The 2,325-nt window shown below is 38.8% G+C and carries 2 protein-coding genes and 8 tRNA genes; all 10 read left to right on the forward strand.

The features are described from left to right. Window positions 1–49: 49 nt before the first annotated feature. The 10 genes from ODU39_RS09330 to mreD all read left to right on the forward strand — a co-directional run bounded on the left by ODU39_RS09330 (window position 50) and on the right by mreD (window position 2,173). Window positions 50–123 (forward strand) — tRNA-Pro (locus ODU39_RS09330). Between the two features lie 12 nt (window positions 124–135). Then, window positions 136–209 (forward strand) — tRNA-Met (locus ODU39_RS09335). A 16-nt stretch (window positions 210–225) separates the two neighbouring features. After that, window positions 226–299 (forward strand) — tRNA-Ile (locus ODU39_RS09340). A gap of 7 nt (window positions 300–306) precedes the next feature. Continuing rightward, window positions 307–396 (forward strand) — tRNA-Ser (locus tag ODU39_RS09345). A 10-nt stretch (window positions 397–406) separates the two neighbouring features. Next, window positions 407–480, forward strand: a tRNA-Met gene (locus ODU39_RS09350). 14 nt (window positions 481–494) lie between these two features. Further along, window positions 495–567: transfer RNA gene (locus ODU39_RS09355), tRNA-Phe, on the forward strand. A gap of 31 nt (window positions 568–598) precedes the next feature. Next, window positions 599–672 (forward strand) — tRNA-Ile (locus tag ODU39_RS09360). Window positions 673–684: 12 nt separating this feature from the next. Next, window positions 685–772 (forward strand) — tRNA-Ser (locus tag ODU39_RS09365). A 59-nt stretch (window positions 773–831) separates the two neighbouring features. Further along, window positions 832–1,668, forward strand: coding sequence for a rod shape-determining protein MreC (gene mreC, locus ODU39_RS09370; protein WP_136670944.1), 837 nt, complete (start codon window positions 832–834; stop codon window positions 1,666–1,668). 1 nt (window position 1,669) lies between these two features. Further along, the gene (mreD, locus tag ODU39_RS09375) at window positions 1,670–2,173 is read left to right on the forward strand and encodes a rod shape-determining protein MreD (RefSeq protein WP_268768065.1); all 504 of its coding nucleotides are present in this window, start codon (window positions 1,670–1,672) and stop codon (window positions 2,171–2,173) included. Window positions 2,174–2,325 lie beyond the last annotated feature (152 nt).

The raw sequence follows: 2,325 nt of genomic DNA on the forward strand, positions 1-2,325 counted from the left end.
CATCACTCGCTTAATGGAGACGTTAGGGGAGCTTTATTTTTAATAGTATCGGGAAGTAGCTCAGCTTGGTAGAGTACTTGGTTTGGGACCAAGGTGTCGCAGGTTCGAATCCTGTCTTCCCGATTATATTATTTTGGCGGTGTAGCTCAGCTGGCTAGAGCGTCCGGTTCATACCCGGGAGGTCGGGGGTTCGATCCCCTTCGCCGCTATATACTCTTGTTTGCTGGACCTTTAGCTCAGCTGGTTAGAGCTCTCGGCTCATAACCGAGCGGTCGTAGGTTCAAGTCCTACAAGGTCCATATTATTGGAGGATTACCCAAGTCCGGCTGAAGGGAACGGTCTTGAAAACCGTCAGGCGTGTAAAAGCGTGCGTGGGTTCGAATCCCACATCCTCCTTTTCTACTACCGCGGGATGGAGCAGCTAGGTAGCTCGTCGGGCTCATAACCCGAAGGTCGTAGGTTCAAATCCTGCTCCCGCAATTTCTTTAAGATGTGGCTCGGTAGCTCAGTTGGTAGAGCAATGGATTGAAGCTCCATGTGTCGGCGGTTCGATTCCGTCTCGCGCCATTAATTTAACTTTGTCCAAGTTTATTATCTTGGGCGCGTAGCTCAGATGGTTAGAGCGCACGCCTGATAAGCGTGAGGTCGGTGGTTCGATTCCACTCGTGCCCATATTATATTGATGGAGAATTACTCAAGAGGCTGAAGAGGACGGTTTGCTAAATCGTTAGGTCGGGTAACTGGCGCAAGGGTTCGAATCCCTTATTCTCCGTAGTGAACGAGATTATCGCTTGATATTCTCGTTTTATTGTATCTTGGTGAGGGTCTATTATGAATAAATTTTCAAAATTAGTAGTAGTTGTTTCTATCTTTTTATTACTGTCATTTTCTCTTTTGTTTGTTACTTTTTCTAAAGGGTTACAGGTACCATATTTAAATAACCTTATCAGTGTTGTTGTGTCGCCAATTCAATCGGTTATTTCAGTGCCTACTAGATTTTTTTCTGAGCAGAAAGATGTCTTGACAGATTTGATTAACGCTTACGAGGAAAACAAACAATTAAAGGAAGCTATTATGAGCCTTGAAGGGATGGCTGCTGAAAATACTAGCTTGAAAGAAGAGAATGCATCGCTTCGTAGTAGTTTAGGTGTGGTGTCTGATTTTCCAGAAAAACAACTTATTCCAGGATCAGTTTTAGTGAGGACTCCTTCATCGTGGTCGGAGCATATTTCAATTAATATTGGTGAGACTAGTGGTGTGACATCTAATGCACTTGTGGTTGCTAATGGTGGATTAGTTGGCATCGTGAGTTCATTGAGTTCAGATTCGGCGGTTGTTACCTTATTTACGAATTCGGATGAATTCACGAAGTTGCCTGTGAAAATTTCTGTTGATTCTAAAGAAATTTATGGTATTTTATCGGGCTATGATGCAGATACAAATAGTTTTATCATTAATCAGTTGAACTCAGCTGATGAAATTGCAGTGGGTAGCAATGTTGTAACGAGTGATTTGGCTGGTGCGACTCCGGCAAATGTCCAAATTGGTAAAGTTTTATCGGTTAAATCAAATAGTAACAGTTTAAATAGAGAAGTATATGTTGAGCCGACAGCTAGTTTTTCAAACATTTATTCGGTTTTAGTGGTAGGTCAAACAAATGCGCAATAAAATGATAGAAATATTCATGTTTCCCATCTTGTTCTTTATTTTATTACTTGATGGACAGATTTCAACGTTGGTAACAAATTGGTCGGTTGGATTATTTACTATTTCGAGTCATTTGGTACTTATGTTAGCTATTTTTTATGCTAACTATGTGTCTCTTGGTTTTTCATTATTCATATTTACTTTGCTAGGTTTGGTATATGATATTAGTTATCTTAATCTGATTGGTATTGCTACTACAACCCTTCCTTTAGTTTTGTATTGCATCTATTTCTTCTTCCAAAGTGCAGTCAGCAAGCGAGGAATTAATATTCTGATTTTACTAGTAGCTATTTTTCAATTTGAATTTATTAGTTATTCATTTGCTCGTATTTTTCATATAACAAACTTGTCTGTGTTTATCTTTGTTTTTAATAAATTACTTCCAAGTTTACTATTCAATTTGGTCTTATTTTTCGTACTACAGCCGTTATTTGAGCGTTTATTTGGAATAACAAACAAGACATAGAAATGTAATAATTGCGTAATATACTTACGCAATTTTTTTGATAAAATCCCGTCTTTGACAGTTTGAAACGACAAAAACCTCCCTAACTCTATGCATATCAAGGGTTTAGAGAGGTTTTCTTTTTATATCAAAAATGCGTACTTTTTCTCGAT

Source organism: Streptococcus sp. 2021WUSS126 (genome assembly GCF_044427255.1).
GTDB lineage: Bacteria > Bacillota > Bacilli > Lactobacillales > Streptococcaceae > Streptococcus > Streptococcus hashimotonensis.

Excerpts from the sequence above, each read along its gene's own strand:
- mreC (WP_136670944.1), top strand. The coding sequence starts at position 832 with ATGAATAAATTTTCAAAATTAGTAGTAGTTGTTTCTATCTTTTTATTA.
- mreD (WP_268768065.1), top strand. The coding sequence starts at position 1,670 with ATGATAGAAATATTCATGTTTCCCATCTTGTTCTTTATTTTATTACTT.